The organism is Rahnella sp. AA, from assembly GCF_002834385.1.
Classification (GTDB): Bacteria; Pseudomonadota; Gammaproteobacteria; order Enterobacterales; family Enterobacteriaceae; genus Rahnella.
In genome coordinates, this window is sequence record NZ_PITQ01000025.1 from 1 (window position 1) to 4,400 (window position 4,400).

The window sequence follows — 4,400 nt, forward strand, 5'->3', positions numbered from 1 at the left end:
CCGCAGGCAGCCGGAAAGGGGCGGAGACAAAAGTTTTTTGAGGCACGAGGAAAAGTTTTGGCAGAGTGCATTTCACCCCTTAAAGGATGACCAGGGGGTGCTACGTTAAGCCCTTCGCGTCTAGGCCCTCCGTTGGATGACACTCCTGAACTGACAGCGTGCACACATCCGACGGCGGGGAACGCGCCGGCGACCTTAGCGGCCGGTTTACCGGCCAGTGTCAGTGCGCTGGCGTGAGCCAGTTGCGGGGGTTGACCTGGCGGTTGCCATCAGACCCTAGCCGTCAGGCCGGAAACCCGCAGGGGTTCCGCGAAGCTTACCGGCCTGCCGGTTAGCGCAGTCGGGCTCGACGACCGGCCGCAGGTCGGGAGCCGAAGGGGGGCATGTTCAGGCCGTGGAAGTTTTTAGGGATGAGGCATCGCCGGCCGTCGATGACCAGGAAGAAGAGATAAAGCCCGGAGAGGAAGAGAAGGTAAGGAAAGGGAGAGACAAGCCCCCGTAACATGACGGGAAAAGGCCGCCGCGGCGTAGCCGCAGCAGCCAGATGTTTATCGGCGTTTTTTGTCCAGGTCAGGCAGACGGTTAGGAAGCATCAGGCGATCAAGATACGCCTCAAATTCCGTTTGCTCATCAGCGTGAAGGTTCACTTCGAGTATGACCACCCACAACGGTTCATAACGCAGAAAATACCGGTCAAAGTGATTGAGGCTGGGGAATCTTGAAATCCACCCACACACCAGTTCGCCTAAATCGTGGATATGTAAATCTCTGCGTGCCCATGTGTCGTACCACGTTCTTATCGTGCTCGGAGTACAAAATGCCAGTTCTATTTCGGCCTGCCCCTGCTGGCTTTGATAGTGACGTTGCTTCAGTTCCTCCGCTTTTGCCGCAACATTTCCCCTGCGATGAGCTTTCAATATCGCTCTTTTTTCTGCGCGTTGATGTTCCATGTTTTGAATTTCAGGAAACAATCTATGCCCGACGCTGCTGGACAGCGGGTGAATGCATGACGCGCCCCGCGTCGAAATCATCACATCGATGGCGGCAAGATAACGCTCTTTATTTGGACGCGTCCGGCTTTTAGGGTCAAAGCTGCTATCCACCATGCGGATCTCATCTAAGCCAATCACTGGCCTGCCCATAAACCGGAAAAAGGCGCTGGCATAGGGATACTTCCCTTGTCGGTGTGCGGTTTCACTGCGGTTTTCAACATAACCAATGGCCTGCATGGCTGCCCGCCGCTGAGGCTGCAGCGGGACTAATGCGTGTGAGTGGGGGATCATACGGCCACCCCCGTAAAACGCAGCGCCGTCGCCAGCCGGTCAGCACCGGTATATCCCGCATGGACATACTCATCGATGCGCTGAATTTCGCGCTCGATAGCCTGAATAGCCGCGTTATCGATAACCTCTGAAACAAATAACCACGCGACCGACAAATCGTTGTCAAACAACAGCCCCATCGACCAGAAGGGAGCCTCTGCGCCGCCATAACCGAAGATGATCCGGATATCAGGCGCTGCCGTCAGTACGCAGCAGGTCGCCAGAAAGCCCTCTTCGCAGGGCGCAGGCACATCAACCGACCATGCGGCGGGCAAATCAACGTTTTGCAGGACAGAATCCGTAAACATCTGACGCACGTTGCCCCGCAGTTCTGAAGGCATTTCAGCCCCCGCAGGCTGGCAACCCAGCAGATTGGCAAGAAAATGAGATTGACTGTTTTTCATGATGTTACAGGCCGCCCCTTGCGGAGCGGCCTCTCCGTAATCAGGCGGCTACGTCGGTGGCGGTTTCAGGATCGGCATCCGGCATGTCAGTACCGGTATTTATCACATCGTCACCGACCTGCGGGTCGGCTACGACAGCAACGGGTAACAGGCAGTCAGGCACCCAACTGGTCAGCACAATTTTGTCTTCAGCCAGCTCGGCGGCGTCCCCTTTTTTCAGCTTGAGCGCGTCGGTTGCTGCTCCGCTCAGTCCGGCATCGAGCAGGCTGTCAGCAATCTGTTCCTTACTGATGCGCCCGAAGAAGTTGGCTTTGGTCGGCTGCCACCAGTCGCGCAGGGTAAAATTCAGCAGCGCTTCGACCGGTTCGAGATCTTTGCCCGCTTTGCCGCCTTTGTCGCTCAAACGTTCTGATGCGCCGTTGAGCGTTTTAGCAAGGCAATAGCCCATCACATTAATCAGTTGCTGCGTATCCCACGTCAGCAGCCAGTCCCAGCTTTTATGCCAGTCTTCCGGCAGCAGCTTCTGCCACGCTTCGTGCATCGCGGTCAGGTGCTGTATGGCCAGACCGTCGGCAGACGTCGGCGCATTGTCGAGCATCAGGCCGGTTTTGCCGTGCAGGGTTACGTTAAGGGTCGACAGGGCATAAGACCGGTGGTTGAAGGTGGATTTCAGGCAGTCATGCACAAAAATCACCAGTGTCATCTGCGGCTGTTCTGCCAGCGCCGCCTGTACGGCCAGCGTTCTTTCGCTGGAGAGGCTTTTGGCCAGCGCGGCGCTCAGCGGTTTCGGTTGCTCTGTCGTTTCAGAACCGCCTTCGGTGCGGATACTGGTAATGGTATGATTCACACCGGCTTTTTTCTCGACTTCAGGAATATCGCTTCGCAGCATCACGCCACGACGCACGCTGATAACGTTACCTCTCAGGGAAGCCACTACCCCGCCGTTAGCACGCACATCATCAGTCCATGCGCGGTTCTCTGCGGCTTTTTCGATGGCAGACATTTCGGCCTGACAGGCGTCAGCGGCCAGTTCCAGCGCGTCGTGGTCTGCGTCATCGCTATCGTCCTGCTCAGATAGCGCCTCCAACTGCTTATCCAACGCATCAAACCGCGCACTTTCCTCGGTCGTCAGCTCACCGTGAGGCAGGTTGAGTAAAAGGTATTTTTGCGCGTCGTCGCCGTAGGTGCTGATGCCGTCTGCGCGTCCCTCAGACCATTTCCAGCCTTCGGCCTGTGCAATACCTTCAGCGATTTCGGTGAGTTTCTGGCGGGTTAACGTCTGCAACAGTACGATATCGCTGATAAACCCCTCGTCGGTGAACAGGTCAAAGCGGAACCCGCCACCGGCCTGCTCATAAGCCTCGCGCCCGACAAAGCCCAGCAGGCGGTTACCTTCGGCGGCCACCTCCCCTTTCAGCACCGCTTCGCGCAACTCCTTCGGGGCGCTGTAATAGCCATACGCGTTTTCCCAGACGTCCAGCTGACGCGCGTGATCTTCGCTGGCCGACAACGCCTGAAGCTGGTCAAGGTTGATTTTGTCTTCAGCCAGTTCGGCAAGTAATGCCGGTGCCATACCGGCCAGACGCAGCAACTTCTGGACATATTGTGTGCCATAGCCCAGCACGCCGCCGATTTGTGCCGCCGTTTTCCCGTCGTGGTGCATCTCACCAAACACCGCGATCTGGTCGGCGGGGTGCATCTCTTCGTGCTGGAAATTCTCGGTAGCAGAGACAATTTTCGCCATCTCTTCGCTGACGGTTTTCACCGGCACGTCGTACTGTGCGGTGATAAGCCCAGCACTGAGCAGGATATTCAGGGCACGAAACCGGCGGCCACCGGCAGCGGTGCCCAGCTGGCCATCGGGCAGCTGATGCACAATCAGGTTCTGCAACACGCCCACGGCGTGAATGCTGTCGGCCAACTCCTGTAACTTTGCCGCATCCGGCGTTTTTTTGCGCACGTTCAGCGGGGAGAGTGCCAGCTGGCTGAGCGGCACCATAATGACCGGCGTATTCGCCAGTGCCTGCTCCACGGCGGCGGTCTGCGCGGATTTTTTAGGATTTTTTGCTGCTTTACGGGTTCCAGATACTGCTTTAGACTCGGTGACTGACATAGTTAATACCTCGTAAGTTTTGATTTATGTCTGCCGGACGTTTTCCCCGTCCGGCACCTCTTCTGACTGCCTTACTGCTTTCTCACGCCGTTGCTGACGATGAATTTGTTAAAATCAGCGCCCGCATCGGGCTGAAAATTCCATACACGCCATATCATTTGCCCGAACACGCGCAGAACGAGGCGAAAATGCGTCCCCTGATCGTCTTCAATGGCGATATTGCTGTATGCCGCTGCCACGGCCTCCGCCTGCTGGCGGGTGAATTCACCGGCGGGCAACAGGACGTGTTGGTCTTTCGCCCCCCATCTTTCGGGCGGGGTAGTCGTGGCGGTTTTGCTGTTGACGTTATGTGTGTGCATGCTGCAGTCCTCTTCAGGGTGAAAATTCATCTAACGGTATGGGTCTAGTGCGCGGCAAAGGGCAACGTTGCTCCACCGCAGGCAGCCGGAAAGGGGCGGAGACAAAAGTTTTTTGAGGCACGAGGAAAAGTTTTGGCGGAGTGCATTTCACCCCTTAAAGGATGACCAGGGGGTGCTACGTTAAGCCCTTCGCGTCTAGGCC

At 56.8% G+C, this 4,400-nt stretch carries 5 protein-coding genes; 1 reads left to right on the forward strand and 4 read right to left on the reverse strand.

The window, feature by feature from the left end; all coding sequences use genetic code 11:
• The first annotated feature begins 158 nt into the window (after nt 1-158).
• Nucleotides 159-335 carry a hypothetical protein gene (locus CWS43_RS27355; protein ID WP_157825449.1) on the forward strand — a complete coding sequence of 59 codons (177 nt, stop codon included), beginning with the start codon at nt 159-161 and terminating at the stop codon, nt 333-335.
• Between the two features lie 213 nt (nt 336-548).
• Here the strand turns inward: CWS43_RS27355 and CWS43_RS27015 are convergent, their stop codons facing one another.
• From CWS43_RS27015 to CWS43_RS27030, 4 genes are all read right to left on the reverse strand, one after another.
• Complete coding sequence (locus CWS43_RS27015) at nt 549-1,229, reverse strand: plasmid SOS inhibition protein A (RefSeq protein WP_232777250.1); 681 nt, start codon at nt 1,227-1,229, stop codon at nt 549-551.
• Nucleotides 1,230-1,279: 50 nt separating this feature from the next.
• A complete protein-coding gene (locus CWS43_RS27020; protein WP_101080195.1) occupies nt 1,280-1,726 on the reverse strand; it encodes a conjugation system SOS inhibitor PsiB family protein in 447 nt (148 codons plus the stop codon).
• A 40-nt stretch (nt 1,727-1,766) separates the two neighbouring features.
• The gene (locus tag CWS43_RS27025; RefSeq protein ID WP_101080196.1) at nt 1,767-3,839 is read right to left on the reverse strand and encodes a ParB/RepB/Spo0J family partition protein; all 2,073 of its coding nucleotides are present in this window, start codon (nt 3,837-3,839) and stop codon (nt 1,767-1,769) included.
• A gap of 71 nt (nt 3,840-3,910) precedes the next feature.
• A complete protein-coding gene (locus CWS43_RS27030) occupies nt 3,911-4,120 on the reverse strand; it encodes a DUF905 family protein (RefSeq protein ID WP_232777253.1) in 210 nt (69 codons plus the stop codon).
• Nucleotides 4,121-4,400 lie beyond the last annotated feature (280 nt).

Bases quoted from the DNA above. Each gene is read 5' to 3' on its own strand.
- CWS43_RS27025 (WP_101080196.1), bottom strand. From the start codon at position 3,839: ATGTCAGTCACCGAGTCTAAAGCAGTATCTGGAACCCGTAAAGCAGCA.
- CWS43_RS27020 (WP_101080195.1), bottom strand. From the start codon at position 1,726: ATGAAAAACAGTCAATCTCATTTTCTTGCCAATCTGCTGGGTTGCCAG.
- CWS43_RS27015 (WP_232777250.1), bottom strand. From the start codon at position 1,229: ATGCAGGCCATTGGTTATGTTGAAAACCGCAGTGAAACCGCACACCGA.